Source organism: Parasediminibacterium paludis (assembly GCF_042651445.1).
GTDB classification, from domain to species: domain Bacteria; phylum Bacteroidota; class Bacteroidia; order Chitinophagales; family Chitinophagaceae; genus Parasediminibacterium; species Parasediminibacterium paludis.
Window position 1 is genome coordinate 541,158 of record NZ_JBHSDC010000002.1, and the last position, 18,355, is coordinate 559,512.

Below are 18,355 nucleotides of genomic sequence, written 5' to 3' on the forward strand. Positions count from 1 at the left end.
TCTTCTATAACAAACAATTAAAAAGCTACTTATGACTAACGATTTACAGATTCATATACCTACGCCTTGCCATGAAAATTGGAACGCAATGACACCTGAAGCCAAAGGGCGCTTTTGTGGTAGCTGCGCAAAAGTGGTAGTTGATTTTAGTGTAATGACTGATAATGAAGTACTGAACTATTTGAAGAAAAATAGTAGCAACACATGTGGGCATTTTACAAGCGACCAACTAGATAGACCAATAATAGAAACACAATTACAACCTAACAAAACTTGGCGATATTGGTTAGCATTCATTACATCGTTGCTTGTGATGTTAAAGCAATCGAATGGCCAGAGTCAAAGGAATACGAACAAACTAATTGGTGATACAACGATTGTGACAAATGATTTTAAAGACATAATTGTAGGTAAAGTAGCGATAAAGCCTAATGAAAAGAAGGTAGTTGGTAGGGTAGTTGACGAACACGATAAGCCGATTCTTGGCGCTTCTGTAATCATTAAGAATACTAGAACAGGTGTTGCTACAGACGCTGATGGTAAGTTTTCTTTCAAAGTAAATACCGATAAGGTAACAGTAAGTGTTTCATGTATAGGCTATACTACTAAAGAGTTTGAGGTGGCAGCAAATGAAGAAATAAAACTTATAAAACTTGCAATGAATGAATTTTCAATTATGGGTGAAGTTATTTTGGTGAGACCGCCTAAGAAAAGAAAATCTCAAATTGAGAAGAAGCCTTTAATAGACACATTAGCTCAATGTGTATCTAAGGTTATTGATGGCAAGGCTTTTACTGTATATCCAAACCCTGTAAGCGCAAATGGCGTCATCAATATTGTTATAAAAGAAGCAGGTATTTACGATATTCAAATTTTAGATAATCAGTCAAGGTTATTACGTGCAAGAACGCTTAATACACAAGCATCTAAGCAAAGTATTAAATTGAATCTGCCATCAGGAGTTAGTCAAGGTATTAATTATTTACGCTTAGTAAATACATTAACCAATAAACAATGGATAGATAAAATAGTTGTGCAATGATAACCAAACATAGAAGTTTCAATTGGGTAAAGTTTTTAGGGGGCTTTGCCCAACTTCTTTTTAGCTAATTTCAGCGTTAATCAGCGCAATCTGCCAAGGGCTTCTACTTAAACGCAGGGTGAAACTGCTGTAAGGTGCTTCTTAAATAATCTCTATCTAAATGGGTGTAAATTTCAGTGGTAGTAATGCTTTCGTGGCCAAGCATTTCTTGCACCGCACGTAAGTCTGCACCACCTTCTACTAAGTGTGTGGCAAATGAATGGCGCAAAGTGTGTGGCGAAATGGTTTTCTTAATATTTGCCTTTGCTGCCAAATCTTTAATGATGTAAAAAATCATTACTCGGCTTAATAATTTGCCTCTATTATTTACAAACAACACATCTTCATAGCCTTTTTGGATGGGCTGATGCTTGCGTATTTCGTCCCTATAAATTTGAATATATTTAATAGCATCTCTGCCTATTGGTACTAGTCTTTCTTTATCACCTTTACCAATAACACGGATAAAACCAACCTCTAAATACAAGCAGCTTATTTTTAAATTTACTACTTCGCTTACCCGTAAACCACAACTGTACATGGTTTCTACAATCGCTTTATTGCGACCGCCTTCAGGCTTGCTTAGGTCAATTGCTGCAATCATACTTTCTATTTCTTCAAAGCTTAAAGTATCTGGTAGTAAGCGTTTGGTTTTAGGTGCATCTAAAAGGGTAGAGGGGTCGGTGATGCATATTTGCTCTATTATGCAATACTTGTAAAAAGCCTTAATGCCAGAAATAATTCTTGCTTGAGAGGTAGATGTCATACCAAGTTCTGCAATCCATTTTATAAAGCCTTGCAAATCTTTCAATGCCAAATCAGCAGGGCTTTTGATGGTATTGCTCACTTCTAAATAGCTAGTTAATTTTTCTACATCACGTAAGTATGCTTCTACCGAATTATCACTCAGCGATTTTTCTAGTTGTAAATAAGCTTTGAATCCTTTTTTATAAGCGTCCCACATAAAGGTTAAATTCTTGTTGATAATAGGGCCATTTTTGGAAGCGGTTGTTGCTAAAGTTATATTTACTCACCACAAACATTTCTAACCGTTATTTAGCATGCAAGTTAGCCTACGTTCATTCAAGTTAAAAGTTGCGAAGCATAAAACTACATTCAAACGATTTTTAACCAAAATAGAAAAGAACCCGCCAGCAATGCTTGATGCTATGATAGCAGAGATTGATAAAGAAGTGTGGCAAGAAACAGATTGCTTAAGCTGTGCCAATTGCTGTAAGACCATGACGCCCACATTTAGGCCTAAAGACATTAAACGTATTGCAGCGCATTTTAACATTAAACCCAAAGCATTTAAAGAAAAATGGTTATACCAACATGGCAATGATCCAGATTGGATTAATACATCCATGCCCTGCCAGTTTTTGAATAAGCAAAACAATATGTGCAGCATTTATGAAGTAAGGCCTGATGATTGTGCCGGTTTTCCGCATCTAACAAAAAAGAAAATCACCACTTATATGCATGTGCACAAGCAAAACCTAACATATTGCCCAGCTACTTATAAAATGGTTGAGAAAATGAGAGAAAGGTTGCTCATAAGGCAAGGAGTCAAGGAGAAGTAAGGCAGAAAGTAGACCATAGACGATAGTCGATAGACCATAGATAGGTGGCTAATACAAAATAGTAACCAAGAACACAGAAAACAAAACCAAGAACCCAAAACACACAGATGAAATATATTTTAAGTGGATTGTTCGCTGTAGTTGCGTTTGTGGCAAATGCACAAACGGGTCATTTAATTGACTCAGTTTTGGCGAATAATATTATTCGTATACCCGTTTATCAATTAGCCAAAGTGGGTAATGAAACCTTGGTGTTGCAAATGAATTATGCAAGCAGCAGTTTTGTAGATACTACCGGTATTTACAAACTACATAATGCCCAAATTTTGTCAGTTGATTTGTTGTTTACAGATTATCCTGCTAACCAAAATTTAATTGCTTTAAACAAAAGGCGTTTACAGGCTTTGGCTGATTTAGTGCCTGCTGCTACACAACAACCTACCACGCTTTGGCAAATTATAAGGCAATTAGATGGTAAAGACAAAGCTTCGGCAGCCAATATGTTGCATGGTTTTGTTATTAATTATCGAGGCCCAGAAACAGCGATATCAAAAAAGAAAGAAATTGATTTGATTAAATCTGTAACGCCTACGCTAATAAAAATTCCAGCAGAAGTGCCACCAGTTGAGGATAAAGTAAATAATTGGAGTGCCATACATAATGGTGGTTTAAATCAGCAACGTATTGTTATTTATAACCGGCCATTGCGTAAAAGTGATGTTAATAAACCTGTATTACAAAAAATGGCTGCACCAAAAGATACCATTGTGTCATTTACTTATAAAGAGGCAAAAAGCAATCAGCTAATACCCGATATAAGGACCAAGTTTTTACGAGATAAGGATTCGGTATTTTTTTTATTAGCACCGCCACTACAAGCAATTACCAAGCTAGTGCCGCCAGCATTGCGTTCTTTGGGCGATTCATCGGTATTGAAAACTTTAAAGCGGAACAAGTTTGCTAAAATGCTAGTAATTGCCGATGTTACCAATAGCATGAGTCCTTATGTAGCGCAGATTTTTGCATGGATTAATAGTGAGGCTGAAAAGAGCAATGTGCAATATGTGGTATGTTTTAACGATGGCGACGGCAGAGATAACGACTACAAAAAAATAGGTAGAACAGGTGGGGTTTATGGTGAAGTATATAAAGATGCCATTCAATTGTCAAATCTAATTATTAGCACTATGGATAAATGCCAAAATAATGACATCCAAGAAAATGATTGTGAAGCGATTATTAAGGGCATTGACTTGTGTAACGATTGTGAAGATGTGGTGCTATTAGCCGATAGTTGGGCACCTGTTAGAGATATTTCACTGGCTGCTACCATTAAAAAACCAGTAAAAGTAATTGCCTGCGGCAATAGAATTGGCATAAGGCCAGAATACATTGAAATAGCCCTTAAAACCAATGGTAGCTTACATTTTATGGATGAAGATATTGTAGACATTTCGCCATTGCGCAAAGGCAAGCAAATGATGATTCATGGTAAACTGTATGCGTACAAAAATGGTTGGGTAAATGAAGTGGTTCGGTAAGGGGATTTGAAAGGTAATCTCAATCGCTATTAAGCATTAGGTATACATAAACGCGTATTTACTCCCAAAACATCGCTAGTTTTCGGTTATATACCAATTCTTTTAGGCTAATTATCTAAAATTGTCGTTGATTGGTTTAATAAATTAGTTGATTAAGCTAATTTATTAGTTCAATTGACTAATATAATAGGTGATTGATTGAATTGTATAGGCTATCAACCTAATAATTTAAGTGATATATCTAAAATTTTAGGTTATCAAACTAATAGTATAGGTGATAGAACTAATTAGTGCCATAATAGTAACTGCATTATGTGTACAAACCGACACATCAAAACCCAACTGTTCCTCAGAGTTATCCACGTATAACCTGATTGCTATCGGGTGAACAACGCAACAGGAGTCGATAAGAAATCCACATGCTGGCTCAAAAATAATTACGCGCTGTAGCAAAACGTATATTTGTTTTCATGGCAAATAGCTTAAAAAAGAAAGTTCCACCACCGCCTAGCCCTGAGGTATTAACTGAGGATAAAGAGGTAGATGTAACCGTGGTTGAAGTGGTGAAGGACGAACGTACCACCAAAATTGCAGGTGCCATAAGCCTGTTGCTCACTATTTTTTTGTTTATCGCATTTACGTCTTACCTGTTTACATGGCAAGAAGATCAGGACAAAGTGTACCAATTTGGCATTAAAATTTTTGCCACCAACGATGTGCGGGTGCATAATTTGTTGGGCGTTTTAGGCGCTTTTGTGGGGCATTTGTTTATTTATAAAGGCTTTGGTATTGCATCGTATTTGTTTTGCACCTTCTTTTTTGTATTGGGCATCAATTTATTGTTTGGCAAAAAGATTTTTAGCCTTGTGCGCAACCTGCGTTATGTAATGGTAGGCCTAGTAGTAATAAGCATGGCTTTGGCTTTTGTAGCGAGTGCTAGCGACTTTAGCTGGGGCGGTGCTGTAGGTGAAATGTTGAGCAATTGGTTTGTAAAATGGATAGGCAATGTAGGCACAGGCGCATTACTGGTAGTGACCGTATTTAGCTATGTAATTTGGCGGTTTAATCCAGCGTTTAAATGGCCAGAACGAAAAATAATCGCTGATACTAATGATTTGAATGATAAAAATGATGTGATTGAATCGAATGATAATAATTACTTAGAGGAAGATTTATTTGACGAGCCAGATGAACAAATATTGCCCACTAGTCAAAATAAATTAAAAGAGGGCGCTACTGGTAAAATATTAGTTACACCAAAAGAAGAAGCTCCAACGCATGACCCATTAACTGCGTTTGGCGTAACTGAAAAAGAGATTGAAGCATCACATGTAGAAGAAGAAAAAGGCAAATTATTTATTGCCGAAGAACCCAAAAAGAAGAGAGAAAAAGCGATAGATACGATGGTGGATTTACCACTAGAAATAGCATCTGCTGCTCATGAAAGTGTTACGGTAATAATGCCTAAACCGTCGGTAGACGAGATGCCTTTTGAAGTAGACGATGACAATGAAGCGATTGAAGCAAAAGAACCAATTATAGAAGCTAGAAAGCCTTTGAAGATTGAGTTTGATGATGAGATAGATATTGAACTTGAGATGCAAGATATGGTTGATGATGAGGACGATGAAGAAGTCGTCGACCGTCGACCGTCGACCGTTGACCATTTTGGTATTGATACCTTATTTGATCCAACACTAGAATTGAAGGATTACAAATACCCATCGATAGAGTTGCTAGAAACACATGGTAGTGAGAAAATTGTTCACGACCCTAACGAGCTAGAAACGAATAAAAACCAAATTATTGCCACACTTAAAAACTACGATATAGCCATTCAGCGTATTGCAGCTACAGTAGGTCCTACAGTAACCTTGTACGAAATTGTACCTGCACCAGGTGTGCGTATTAGTCGTATTAAAAACCTTGAAGACGATATAGCTTTAAGCTTAGCAGCCTTAGGTATTCGTATCATTGCACCAATACCGGGCAAAGGTACCATTGGTATAGAAGTGCCGAATGTGCGTAAAACGGTGGTGAGTATGAAGACCTTATTGGCTTCTGAAAAATTTACCAATAGTGCATTTTCTTTACCAATTGCTATTGGTAAAAAAATAGATAACGAAAATTTTATTGTAGACCTAGCCACTATGCCCCACTTGTTAATGGCAGGTGCCACTGGTCAGGGTAAATCAGTGGGTTTAAATGCCATATTGGTATCGTTGCTGTACAAAAAACATCCATCGCAGTTAAAGTTTGTACTGGTAGATCCTAAGAAAGTGGAGTTGAGTATTTACAAAGTGATAGAGAAGCATTTCTTAGCAAAACTACCTGGTGAAGAAGAAAGCATTATTACCGATACAAAGAAAGTAGTGAATACTTTAAATGCATTGTGTATCGAGATGGATAATCGCTACGACTTGCTTAAAGAAGCTGGCTGTAGAAATATTAGAGAATACAATGAGAAATTTTTAAATCGCAAGTTAAACCCACAAAAAGGCCACCAATATTTGCCGTTTATCGTATTGGTTGTTGATGAGTTTGCCGATTTAATTATGACTGCTGGTAAAGAAGTAGAGATGCCAATTGCACGTTTGGCGCAGTTGGCAAGGGCAATTGGTATTCATTTAATTATTGCAACACAAAGGCCTTCGGTAAATATTATTACAGGTACCATTAAGGCGAATTTTCCTGCGCGTATTGCCTTTAAAGTTTCTAGTAAAATTGATAGTAGAACCATTTTAGATGCTGGTGGCGCCGAGCAATTAATAGGCAAGGGCGATATGCTTATAAGTTATAATGGCGATATTACACGTTTGCAGTGTGCGTTTGTAGATACACCTGAGGTAGATAAAATTGTTGAGTTTATTGGCGACCAAAGGGGCTATCCTGATGCTTTTTTATTACCTGAATACAATGATGAGAAGGAAGAAGGCGGTGGTAAAGGTTTTGATGCAGCCGATAGAGACCCTTTATTTAATGATGCTGCAAAATTGATTGTACAAAACCAAGTAGGTTCTACCTCTTTAATACAACGTAGAATGAAACTTGGGTACAATAGGGCTGGCAGATTGATGGACCAATTAGAAGCTGCAGGTATTGTAGGCGCTAATGCGGGTAGCAAGGCAAGAGAAGTGTTGTTTAAAAGCGAGATAGAATTGCAAGAATATTTAGACTCGATGGGATAAAAGAAACTGGTTATATCTGTAAAATATTAAACCATTTAAGTAGATTTTTATCTATCAAATGGTGTAACATCTATCTTTGATTTTCAAAATAGACAAATGAAAAGAATTATAGCCTTATTTTTAGTGCTTATTGTATCCCTCAATTCAATACAAGCCCAAAACGACCCCGCAGCAAAAAAAGTATTAGATGGCGTGAGCGTTAATATCAAAAATTTTAAAGCTATCACCTCAAGTATCACCATCAAATCATTGAGTAGTAAGGGTGTTAGCAATGGCAGTAAATCAGGTACCATCAGCTATAAAAACAAGAAATACTTGTTAAAACAAGGTAAAACTGAAATTATTTGCGACGGTACTAAAGTGTACAATTTTGATGGCAACAACACCATTACAGTAACTGGTGCAGATGAAGCAGAATCTTTATTAAGTCCGCAAAAATTGTTTTCTAATTTTTACGATAAAGATTTTACTTATAAACTCGTGTCTTCGGCAGGTTCAACCTACCAAATTGAGTTAACACCAACTGACAAACGTAAAAACTATTCTAAAGTGTTGTTATTTATTGATAAAGCAAAAAATATGTTTACCAAAGTAAACATTCTTGATAAAGGCAATAATAAAACAGAAATTAGTTTAACGAATTTAAATACCAATGCAAGCCTAAGCGATGCCATTTTTACTTTTAATAAGAGTAAATATCCTTCAACAGTTGAAATTTTGGATTAATATTTTATTTTAACATAATCGATGCCATTTCTTGTAAAGAAATGGCTTTTTTATTGTCACTAACTGTATTTTTATCCAATGAAAAAGATTATTTTCTCCATAGTATTGTCATTAATTACTTGGTTTGCAAATGCACAATTTTCAGTGAGGTTAGTAGTAACTACTGTAGCCACTAAGCAAAATGATGATATTTATGTAGCTGGTACTTTTAACAATTGGAATCCTAAAGATGAAAAGTATAAACTAAAACCTTTTGCTGGTGGTAGAAAAAGTATTGTTATTAAAGATGTAGCCGCTGGTAATTATGCTTTTAAATTTACGAGAGGCAGTTTTGATAAAGTAGAATGTACCAACGATGGTAGAGATATTGCCGATAGAATTATAGATGTAAATGCAGATGTGTCTCAAGACATCACGATAGCGGGTTGGAAAGATGATTATCCGGATAGGCCAAAACGCTACACAGCTAGCCCACAAGTAAAAGTAATAGATACGGCTTTTAAAATGCCGCAGCTTAATCGCAGCAGAAGAATTTGGGTTTATTTGCCTAAAAGCTATGCGTCTTCTACTAAAACTTATCCTGTTTTATACATGCAGGATGGTCAAAATTTATTCAATGAACAAACAGCCTATGCAGGTGAATGGGGTATTGACGAATGTTTAGATAGTTTACAGCAAAAGCTTAGTAAAGAGTGCATTGTAGTAGGTATAGATAATGGCGGTGAAAAACGAATGAGCGAATATTCGCCTTATGATTATAGCTTAAAGGGGGCATTTACGACTCCTGAAAATAAAGGGGAAGGCAAGCAATATGTTGATTTTTTAGTGCAAACCTTAAAGCCTTATATAGATACAAAATATCGTACCAAAAAAGGCACTGATTTTACATTTATTGCTGGTAGTAGTATGGGTGGTTTAATAAGTGCTTATGCTATCATGCAGTATCCACAAGTGTTTGGGGCTGCAGGTATTTTTTCGCCATCATTTTGGATTGCACCTAATATTTATACAGAAGCAACCAATTTCACAACCATAGCTATGCCTAGATTTTTTATCTATGCTGGTGCAAAAGAAGATGCAACGATGGTTGCTAATGTGACTAAAATGGAAGCAATTTTAAAAACAAAGCCGCGCTATGAAGTTACCACACAAATTAGTCCGCTTGGGCAACACAGCGAATCTTATTGGAAGCTTGTATTTCCGGGATTTTATGCGTGGTTGATGAGTCGATGAAAATTATGGATTCAGTAAAAATGTAACGCCTTCAATGGCTAAATTGGTGTTATTGAAAATAGCTTTCGCTTCTTCCAAAAATTGGTCAAGCATTTCGTACTTACTACTAAAATGTCCCAATATAAGCTTGTCTACATCTGCTTTTAAGGCAATTGTTGCAGCTTGTTCAGATGTGGCATGAAAGCGCAAAGCTGCTCTGTCATTCATGTCTTTTAAATAAGTAGATTCGTGATACAGCAGTGATACATTTTTTACAATTGGCACCAATGTTTCATCGTAAATAGTATCGGCGCAAAACGCATAGCTACATGCAGGTTTATTAGCGATAGTTACCCATTCGTTTTTAATAATATCACCTGTTTTGGTTTCATAATCTTCACCCATCTTTAGTTTATCGTAAAAGGCAGTGGGAATTTCGTATTTGTGAATAGTTGCTTTGTCTATTTTTCTTGGTTGCTTTTTTTCACGAATAACAAAACCCTTGCAAGCGACTCTATGTTTGGTGCTGAAGCATTCGATGGTAAACTTATTATCATTCCAAATGAGACCGTCATCTTCTAAAGCATGAAAGTGCAAAGGGTAGGGAAGTACCGTGTTGGCCGCATTTAGCTGCGCATGAATAATAGGTTCTAACAGAGGTGGCGCAAATAAATGCAAATCAGTTTCTCTACCTAGTAAACCCATACTTGTAAGAATACCCATTAATCCAAAATAATGATCACCATGCAAGTGTGAGATAAGAATAAAGTTGATTTTACTACGTTTTATTCTGTATTTGGCCATTTGCATCTGCGTACCTTCTCCACAATCTATTAAAATTAGTTGGTCGTTCATAGTCACCACTTGAGCCGTAGGATGCCTATCGTAAGCAGGAATTGCAGAATTATTACCTAAAATGGTTACACCAAGCATATTGTTTTATTTCACTCTTTAAGATATAGGATTTCACGAATTAAAGTGAATTACTCGAATTTTTTACAAACAATCTCATAAATTTCTATGGCAAACAAATATGAAAATATGTTGTTGTAAATTACCTAAGGCGTGTATCTATTTATGATTCGGGTAATTTATTCGTTAACCTCAAACTCAAAATCATCACCATCTAATAATTCGCGCTCTATTTCTTCCATTTGTACAATATCCCAGGCCTCACTTTCGGTAGGTGTAATGTTTAAAACGTCAGTTAGTTCAAGTTTGTCAAAAGTAGCCTCTATTTCTGATGTCATTTCGCATATAACAAAGCTGGCATTTGCTTCGTAGAAGCGTTGCTGCCATTGTGTTATAGCGTCACAACTAGCATCGTCAATGTCTATTACATTTGCCATGTTTAAGATGGTGTTTTTAATGTCTTTTTGTAGTAAAATGCCACAAAGGGCATTAAAATCTGCAGTCACATTGTCAGCGAAATGCGGCTCAATTGGCGTGACAACGGTAAATTTTTCCTTGGTATCAATTTTGAACTTCATAGCTTATCATTTCATTAACATACTGTGCATAAAACAGTAGAAACATTAGTCAAAAATATTCGTTATAATTGTACAGGCGAACTTTAAATTTATAAGATGGATAATAATTTTTCAGCACAAGTAAAAGAAATCATTTCATTTAGCCGTGAAGAAGCTTTACGGTTGGGAAATGATTTTATAGGTACAGAGCATTTATTGTTGGGTTTAATACGTGATGGCGAAAATACTGCCATTAAAGTATTGCGACAACTGAATGTAGACTTGTACGAACTGCGTAAAGAAATTGAATTGGCAGTTAAGGATAAAACGGGTAAAAACATTGCTAATATCAACAGCCTGCCTTTAACCAAGCAAGCTGAGAAAGTCATTCGTGTGACAGTTTTAGAAGCCAAGGCATTAAAAAGCCCATTGGTTGAAACCGAGCATTTAATGCTCAGTATTTTAAAGAACAAAGAGAATATTGCAACACAAATTTTAAATCAGTTTGATGTGGATTACGATATGTTTAGAAACGAATTGGGTATGGTAGGTAGTTCTGCACCTAACAATCCTCGCAATGAATTTCCTGATGATCAGGATGATGAATTTGATGATGATAAAAAGGGTTTTGGTGGACAACGTGGTGGCACTGGTGCAACCGCTGGTAAGCCAAATCCTAACGCAAAAAGCAAAACGCCAGTGTTAGATAACTTCGGTAGAGACATCACCAAAATGGCAGAAGCTGGGACTTTAGACCCAATTGTAGGGCGTGAAAATGAAATTGAGCGTGTATCTCAAATTCTATCTCGTAGAAAAAAGAACAATCCAATATTAATCGGAGAGCCTGGTGTGGGTAAAACTGCTATTGTAGAAGGTTTAGCACTACGTATTGTACAACGCAAGGTAAGTCGTGTATTGTTTGATAAAAGAGTGATTTCTTTAGATTTGGCGGCTTTAGTAGCTGGTACAAAATACCGTGGTCAGTTTGAAGAACGTATGAAAGCCATTATGAATGAGCTTGAGAAAAACCGTGATGTGATTTTATTTATTGATGAAATACACACCATTGTAGGCGCTGGTGGTGCAAGCGGTAGTCTAGATGCAAGTAATATTTTCAAGCCGGCTTTGGCTAGAGGTGAGTTGCAATGCATTGGTGCTTCTACATTAGATGAGTATCGCCAATTTATTGAGAAAGATGGTGCTTTAGACCGTCGTTTTCAAAAGGTATTGGTAGAACCCCCAAGTGTAGATGAAACGATTCAAATATTAACTAATATTAAAAGCAAGTACGAAGATTTTCACAATGTGGTGTACGATGAAGAAGCGATTGAAGCTTGTGTAAAATTGAGTGACCGCTATATGACCGACCGTTTATTGCCAGACAAAGCAATAGATGTGTTGGATGAAGTAGGTGCGAGAGTACATCTGAAAAATATCAATGTACCTCAAGAAATTGTAGAGCTAGAAAAACAAATAGAAGAAGTTAAAAACGAGAAAAACAAGGTAGTTAAAAGCCAGCGCTTTGAAGAAGCTGCAAGTTTACGCGATAAAGAAAAGCGCTTAGGCGAAGAACTTGAAGCAGCGAAAGCTACCTGGGAAGAAGATAGTAAAAATAAACGTTATCCTATTAACGAAGAAAATATTGCTGAAGTTATAAGCATGATGACGGGTATTCCTGTGAAGCGTATGGTTCAAGCCGAAACAGAGAAGTTACGCAGAATGGCAGATGATATGAAAGGCATGGTAATAGGCCAAGAAGATGCCATTAGTAAAGTAACAAAAGCGATACAGCGTAATCGGGTAGGTTTAAAAGATCCTAAAAAGCCAATCGGTAGTTTTATTTTCTTAGGTCCTACAGGTGTTGGTAAAACTGAATTGGCTAGAAGCCTTGCTAAATACATGTTTGACAGTGAAGATGCTTTGATACGCATTGACATGAGTGAATACATGGAAAAGTTCACCGTAAGCCGCTTAATTGGTGCGCCTCCAGGCTATGTGGGTTATGAAGAAGGTGGTCAGCTTACTGAAAAAGTTCGCCGTAAGCCATATAGTGTTATTTTGCTTGACGAGATTGAAAAAGCACATCCAGATATTTACAATATCTTATTGCAAGTGTTAGATGACGGTATGTTGACTGATGGCTTGGGTAGAAAAATAGATTTTAAAAATAGCATGATTATCATGACGTCTAATATTGGTGTTAGACAGTTGAAAGAGTTTGGCGATGGTGTTGGCTTTGCCACTGCAAATCGTATGCAAAATCAAGAAGAGAATAATAAAGCTGTTATTGAAAAAGCATTAAAGAAAACCTTTTCGCCAGAGTTTTTAAATAGAATTGATGATGTGATCATTTTCAATTCTTTAACCAAAGAAAATATATTTGAGATAATAGATATTGTTATGAAAGGGGTTTACAAACGCTTGAATAACTTAGGCTTTAGTCTTGAAATTACCACAGAGGCGAAAGATTTTATTGCTGACAAAGGCTACGATTCTCAGTTTGGTGCAAGGCCATTACATAGAGCCATACAGAAATATTTAGAAGATCCTTTAGCTGAGGAAATTTTAAACCTTAATGTAAAATATGGTGATGTGTTGGTAGCCAATTTAGACAAAGAAAAAGGCAAAATTTACTTTGAACTAAAGGCAAAAGAAACTGAAGAAAGCCCGGCTGTTTAATTATAGATTAATACACTATTAATAAAAAATCCCACCAAATTTTGGTGGGATTTTTATTTCTAACAACTGTATTTTCTTAGAAAGTATATCTGACACCTAAGCCGCCCCAGCCAGCTTCAAAGTAGGTGTAACCGATGAGATTGAGAGATGGTTGCCAATCAAAACTGATATTTAATGGTGCATTTTTAATTTTATAATCTACACCCAAAATGCCATCTACGCCAATAGCCAAACTACTGTTACGGGTTGGATTATTTTTTTTCCAGTCATCGTTCCAAAAAGCGATATGCGCTCCCGGACCAATATACCATTTTAGACCTTCTACTCCATTAATATCATAATGTAATTCGTACAAACCTGTTACTCTAGTACCATCGTTATAAAAATAGCCCAAACCTTCTATGGCTTTGTTGGGTGCTATAAAATGCTTTACAGACAATGCTGTGGGGTAAAATTTTATACCAATTGCAGTTTGATAATCGCTACCCATACTCTGCGCATTGGTAATTTGTGATAAGGCAAGTGATAATATGCCCAATAAAAAAATCTTCTTCATAACAATAATTTGTTTGAGAGATAGTATTGGAAAATCGTGCCAAAAAAATTGCGAGTTTACTTGTGTTACAGATTTTGCAGAACTTTTGCTTTTTAGTTTGTTTAAATATTTAAGTTTAATATGTGTATTTTTGTGTATTCATAAAGACAGTATGAGCATCAAAAAAAGTTGAGATTACTACAAAAGTTGCTGACAATAGCCCCGATAGGAGCGGCTAGCCCGCAGCGCAGCGAGGACTAATAGCGAATAGCGGGAATACCGATTGGCTTTTTGTTGCAGCCGCGCTTCAAAAAAATAGAAGAACCGATTAGTATTTATACCATGTAATTGGATTTTCTATTAGGTTTGTAACATGCACAGTTTTAATGAATTAGTGAAGGATTTTGCGGCAAGATTTGATGTAGCGCATTTTCCTACCAGCCCTGCAACATTGTACGAGCCAGGTAATTATTTTTTGCGATTGGGGGGCAAAAGAATTCGCCCAGTGATGTGTTTGATGGGCAATGAATTGTTTGATGAAATTTTGCCTGATGCGTATGAATTGGCAACGGCTATTGAGTTGTTTCACAATTTTACCTTAGTGCACGATGATATTATGGATGCTGCGCCATTGCGCAGAGGCATGGAAACGGTGCATAAAAAGTATGGCGATAGTGTTGCATTGCTATGTGGTGATGTAATGATGATACGGGCTTATGATTACTTAAATAAAATACATACGCAATATTTGCAACGCATTATGTATTTGTTTAACAAAACGGCGCGGGAAGTGTGTGAAGGGCAGCAATTAGATATGGATTTTGAAAAGCGGAATGATGTTCAATTAGAAGAGTACTTGCATATGATTTCCCTTAAGACATCCGTATTGCTAGCTGCTAGTCTTCAAATGGGTTCAATTTTAGGTGGTGCTAGTGAAGGAAATTGTAAGCATATTTATCAGTTCGGGCTCAATCTTGGGATTGCTTTTCAAATACAGGATGATTATTTAGATGCTTTTGGCGATCCAGAAAAATTTGGTAAAGATGTGGGCGGTGACATTAGACAGAATAAAAAAACCTTCTTGTTACTTCATGCTTTAGAAGTAGCTGACGCTGCACAAAAAGTAGAAATAGAAAAGTTGATGACTGAAAATCCTGCGGATAAAGTATCTAAAATGTTAGCGATATTTAAAGCTTGTAATGTTGATATTTGGGCTAATGCGTTGAAAGAGAAATACCTGCAAACAGCCTTACAACATTTAGAAGACATTGCTGTAACAAGCACAAGAAAGGCGCCATTAAAAGAATTGGCTGCGTTTTTAATTCAGCGAGAACATTAATAGCAATTCGTACAAATTTTTTTAATTACCAAATTTAAAGTTAAAGCATTATTTTAGCTATCAAGCTAAGTGAAACCGTTTTGCGAGAATAAATGCAAGCCCACAATCATACAACCAACCAAAACATGTCTAACTCCTTATTTCGTACTAAGAATATTGATAAAATTTTAGCAGATGCAGCTAGTAACGAAGAAGGTCATGGCTCTAGTTTAAAGCGTGTGTTAACAGTAAGAGACCTGACTTTTTTTGGCATTGCAGCTATTTTAGGCGCAGGTAGTTTTAGTAGCCTTGGGGGAGCAGTTTTTAGCGGTGGGCCAGGTGTGGTGATTTTATTTTTGATTACTGCTGTCGCCTGTGCATTTACAGCATTTTGTTATAGTGAATTTGCCAGTAGAATTCCTGTGGCTGGTAGTGCTTATACATATGCCTATGCAAGTTTTGGCGAATTGTTTGCTTGGATTATCGGCTGGGCTTTAATTATGGAATATTGTATTGGAAATATATATGTATCATATAGTTGGAGTGATTATTTTACATCTTTTTTAAATAGAATACATGTGCATGTGCCTGAGTATTTGAGTACAAGCTATATGGAAGCAAAACATGCCATACAAGCTGGCAGCACAAATAATGAGGTTTTAGCTGCATGGAACAATGCCCCTAAAATTGGCAGCTTGCGATTGATTGTTGATCTACCTGCTTTTGTGATTAATATTTTGATTACTTATTTGGTATATCGTGGGGTAAAAGAAAGCCGCAATTTTAGTAATACTATGGTAGTGTTAAAGCTGCTAGTGGTATTATTGGTAATATTTGTGGGTGGGTATATTGTATTTTCACATGGACTGACACTAAATTGGACGCCTGTAAACGATGCCGGTATCCACTCGTTCATGCCAAATGGTTTTAGCGGCGTGATGGCGGCAGTAAGTGGTGTATTTTTTGCCTATATAGGTTTTGATGCAGTTAGTGTTTTGGCAGAGGAAAGTAAAAATCCTCAAAGAGATTTACCACGTGGTATGATATTATCTTTAGTCATTTGTACAATCATATATATATTATTAACATTAGTATTAACAGGCGCGGTAAACTATAGACATTTTGAAGGGGTAGGCGATCCATTGGCTTTTATTTTTGAACCACAAAATTTAAATATTGGTTGGATGCAGTTTCTGGTTGCAATTTGTGCAGTAGTTGCAATGACAAGTGTTTTGCTCGTATTTCAAATGGGGCAGCCACGTATTTGGATGAGTATGAGTAGAGATGGCTTATTGCCACCAATATTTCAAACCATACATCCCAAGTTCAAAACGCCCTCTTTTTCTACGATTGTTACAGGTATGGTAGTGGGTATACCCATTATTTTTACCGATAAAACCTTCGTGTTAGATTTTACAAGTATTGCCACCCTCTTTGCATTTGTATTGGTATGTGGCGGTGTATTGTTAATTCCAAAAAGAGAAAAACAGGCAGGTAAATTCCACATACCTTTTATTAATAGCCAGTTTATTTTTCCTATTATCATTGTTGGTGTTCTAATTGCTTTGGGTGTATTTGTTAATGGTTATTTTGCGCATTTATTTCAGTTTAGCTTAACTGCTGCCGAATCGGATAACATTACAAAAGGTATCGTACCGCAACAGGCTGAAGTTGTAAATAAAGCATTGCACGAAGCTGAATTAACTAAGTTAACACTTAATGTGTCTACCATCATTTTTTGGGTAGTGGCATTGGTACTATCAGTATTAGCATTTGTAAAAAAATATTCACTCATTCCTTTATTAGGTTTAATCACTTGCTTATACTTGCTTACAGGCATGACGGCGCTAAACTGGGCATGGTTTGTAAGCTGGTTATTGATTGGTTTGGTTATTTATTTCTTCTATAGCAGAAAACATAGTATATTGAATTAGCCTTTTATAGGCTAAACTTCTTTCTATAAATTGTTGGAAAAGCCCTCACTTGGTTTGTATGCTTACTTCATTGTTAGTCGTATGTGTAATGAATATATTTTGTTTTAGCGTTTTTGCTAATTAAAATGTCTTTTTCATAAACAAAATGACGGGTTCCGTGAATAAAATTCTTGTTTTCAAAAACTTTTTTTCAATTAATCCTCATTAGCTAATAATTTGAAAGTCAATCATTTAGTACACTAAATACACATTCTTATTGTCGTAATAATTAATATTACGCGTTAGTTTCCTGAAGAAAATTTTGAGTTTTAGATTTTTATCCACATTTTTGTTTATCAAATGTTGTACTTTCTCTAAGACTGTGCACTTTCTAAATCTGAAATCCTACAAAAAAGCAGATATTATGAAGCAATCCTTAACATTGCCTATGCCTAATGGTGTAAGCAAAACTACAAGGCGCAATACAAGCGCGGAGCCTATCAGTTCTACCATATGGGCTACGATAGGTTATGTATATTCTTACATACTTTTTTCTACATATAATGCTAATCTAAAACCAGCTTATAATTTCTATTGCGTAGTAGAGAATAAAATTTCATGCTTAGGGCAAAATCTTTCAAATAGACACACTCAAATACATTCTTTAAATTTAATATAACTTTTTAAACCTTTTATAAATCAAACAAATGAAGAATCAAATCAAACTGCTAGCGCTTATTATTTTGGCTTTGCTATCAGTGAGGAGCTATAGCCAAAGTGGTAACTCTATAGTTATTACCCCTGCGATTACAGCGCAGAGTAATGCTTTCAAAAATCTTTCTGGTCAAAACAGATTGACGGAATTTAAAGCTTTACAGCCACTAATTATAACAAAGTCAAGCAAAATTTCTTGTGCAAACACCACTGTTACAGACAATTTAACAACAAAAGCAGAGGTTTACAACTTACTTGGTACACCATCTATTATCCTATCCCCAAACCTAGTTGCTTATTATTTAAGTGCTAATAATCAATCTTGTCAAGCAGTGATTGGGATTGATAGTAATGGACTTATTCTACATACACACATTAATAATTGCCCTTAATCCT

The 18,355-nt window shown here is 36.1% G+C and carries 14 protein-coding genes; 10 read left to right on the forward strand and 4 right to left on the reverse strand.

The genetic code is table 11. The annotated features are described in order from the left end of the window. The first annotated feature begins 31 nt into the window (after positions 1-31). Positions 32-1,042 carry a carboxypeptidase-like regulatory domain-containing protein gene (locus ACFOW1_RS02965; RefSeq protein ID WP_379012220.1) on the forward strand — a complete coding sequence of 337 codons (1,011 nt, stop codon included), beginning with the start codon at positions 32-34 and terminating at the stop codon, positions 1,040-1,042. 103 nt (positions 1,043-1,145) lie between these two features. Here ACFOW1_RS02965 and xerD read toward each other — a convergent pair whose 3' ends face one another. Further along, the gene (xerD, locus tag ACFOW1_RS02970; protein ID WP_379012221.1) at positions 1,146-2,045 is read right to left on the reverse strand and encodes a site-specific tyrosine recombinase XerD; all 900 of its coding nucleotides are present in this window, start codon (positions 2,043-2,045) and stop codon (positions 1,146-1,148) included. 97 nt (positions 2,046-2,142) lie between these two features. Here xerD and ACFOW1_RS02975 point away from each other — a divergent pair, with 97 nt between their 5' ends. From ACFOW1_RS02975 to ACFOW1_RS02995, 5 genes are all read left to right on the forward strand, one after another. Beyond that, a complete protein-coding gene (locus ACFOW1_RS02975) occupies positions 2,143-2,664 on the forward strand; it encodes a YkgJ family cysteine cluster protein (RefSeq protein WP_379012222.1) in 522 nt (173 codons plus the stop codon). A gap of 107 nt (positions 2,665-2,771) precedes the next feature. Continuing rightward, positions 2,772-4,205, forward strand: a complete 1,434-nt coding sequence (locus tag ACFOW1_RS02980) for a hypothetical protein (protein WP_379012223.1) — start codon at positions 2,772-2,774, stop codon at positions 4,203-4,205. Positions 4,206-4,675: 470 nt separating this feature from the next. Continuing rightward, positions 4,676-7,393 carry an FtsK/SpoIIIE family DNA translocase gene (locus ACFOW1_RS02985; RefSeq protein WP_379012224.1) on the forward strand — a complete coding sequence of 906 codons (2,718 nt, stop codon included), beginning with the start codon at positions 4,676-4,678 and terminating at the stop codon, positions 7,391-7,393. A 96-nt stretch (positions 7,394-7,489) separates the two neighbouring features. Further along, positions 7,490-8,119 carry a LolA family protein gene (locus tag ACFOW1_RS02990; protein ID WP_379012225.1) on the forward strand — a complete coding sequence of 210 codons (630 nt, stop codon included), beginning with the start codon at positions 7,490-7,492 and terminating at the stop codon, positions 8,117-8,119. A gap of 78 nt (positions 8,120-8,197) precedes the next feature. Then, complete coding sequence (locus ACFOW1_RS02995) at positions 8,198-9,352, forward strand: alpha/beta hydrolase (RefSeq protein WP_379012226.1); 1,155 nt, start codon at positions 8,198-8,200, stop codon at positions 9,350-9,352. 3 nt (positions 9,353-9,355) lie between these two features. Here the strand turns inward: ACFOW1_RS02995 and ACFOW1_RS03000 are convergent, their stop codons facing one another. Continuing rightward, positions 9,356-10,264 carry a ribonuclease Z gene (locus ACFOW1_RS03000; RefSeq protein WP_379012227.1) on the reverse strand — a complete coding sequence of 303 codons (909 nt, stop codon included), beginning with the start codon at positions 10,262-10,264 and terminating at the stop codon, positions 9,356-9,358. 158 nt (positions 10,265-10,422) lie between these two features. Then, positions 10,423-10,821 carry an STAS domain-containing protein gene (locus ACFOW1_RS03005; protein ID WP_379012228.1) on the reverse strand — a complete coding sequence of 133 codons (399 nt, stop codon included), beginning with the start codon at positions 10,819-10,821 and terminating at the stop codon, positions 10,423-10,425. Positions 10,822-10,917: 96 nt separating this feature from the next. On the opposite strand from ACFOW1_RS03005, the gene ACFOW1_RS03010 reads away from it, so the two are divergent. Next, positions 10,918-13,479 (forward strand): ATP-dependent Clp protease ATP-binding subunit, encoded by a 2,562-nt coding sequence (locus ACFOW1_RS03010; protein ID WP_379012229.1) that lies wholly within the window; start codon positions 10,918-10,920, stop codon positions 13,477-13,479. A gap of 76 nt (positions 13,480-13,555) precedes the next feature. Here the strand turns inward: ACFOW1_RS03010 and ACFOW1_RS03015 are convergent, their stop codons facing one another. Then, a complete protein-coding gene (locus tag ACFOW1_RS03015; RefSeq protein ID WP_379012230.1) occupies positions 13,556-14,035 on the reverse strand; it encodes a hypothetical protein in 480 nt (159 codons plus the stop codon). A 352-nt stretch (positions 14,036-14,387) separates the two neighbouring features. Here ACFOW1_RS03015 and ACFOW1_RS03020 point away from each other — a divergent pair, with 352 nt between their 5' ends. The 3 genes from ACFOW1_RS03020 (at position 14,388) to ACFOW1_RS03030 (ending at position 18,351) form a co-directional block, all read left to right on the forward strand. Next, positions 14,388-15,353: a polyprenyl synthetase family protein gene (locus tag ACFOW1_RS03020; protein WP_379012231.1), complete on the forward strand. Its 966-nt coding sequence runs from the start codon at positions 14,388-14,390 to the stop codon at positions 15,351-15,353. Positions 15,354-15,478: 125 nt separating this feature from the next. Further along, positions 15,479-17,266, forward strand: coding sequence for an amino acid permease (locus tag ACFOW1_RS03025; protein WP_379012232.1), 1,788 nt, complete (start codon positions 15,479-15,481; stop codon positions 17,264-17,266). 686 nt (positions 17,267-17,952) lie between these two features. Further along, complete coding sequence (locus ACFOW1_RS03030) at positions 17,953-18,351, forward strand: hypothetical protein (protein WP_379012233.1); 399 nt, start codon at positions 17,953-17,955, stop codon at positions 18,349-18,351. The last annotated feature ends 4 nt before the right edge of the window (positions 18,352-18,355 follow it).